This window comes from Bradyrhizobium sp. NBAIM08, from assembly GCF_020193935.1.
GTDB classification, from domain to species: domain Bacteria; phylum Pseudomonadota; class Alphaproteobacteria; order Rhizobiales; family Xanthobacteraceae; genus Bradyrhizobium; species Bradyrhizobium yuanmingense.
The window spans coordinates 1-437 of the sequence record NZ_JADYVR010000462.1 but is presented as its reverse complement, the minus strand read 5'-3'; the positions used below and the strand labels follow the sequence as shown (position 1 = coordinate 437).

Below are 437 nucleotides of genomic sequence, written 5' to 3'. Positions count from 1 at the left end.
GTCTGCATCGGCGCCATCCGTCGAGCCGATGCCGCCGAGCATGCCGACAACCGGTGGCGGGCCAAGCTGAAGAAGTACGCGCCCCAGTACGCCGTCTTCATCGGGACCCCGGTCGATCCGGCGGCGGCGCTGAACGCCTGGTTGCCCTACCTGAAGCAGATCAACCGCCGGTTCGTCGTCATCACCCACTACCCGAACTCGATGGAACCGATCCAGCGCGCTCTGCGACGACACGGACTCAGGGCGCCGATCGTGCAGCGGCCGAAGTTCCGGACCGTCGAGCGGTCCGTGACGCCCAGCCTGACGACGGTCTTCTACGCCACAACGCCCTGTTCAACACGCACATGGTGTTCCGTCGTGAGCTCAACCACGTCTGGCTCAACCACCTCTGGGGCGACGGCGTCGAGGCGTACAGCCCGATGGCAGCGATGTATGAC

1 protein-coding gene is annotated in these 437 nt (G+C 65.7%); it reads right to left on the bottom strand.

Going from position 1 to position 437, the window contains the following annotated elements; all coding sequences use genetic code 11:
- On the bottom strand, nt 1-189 hold a 189-nt coding region (locus I6F37_RS40445; protein ID WP_225154442.1), incomplete at its 3' end, for a hypothetical protein.
- Between the last annotated feature and the right edge of the window lie 248 nt (nt 190-437).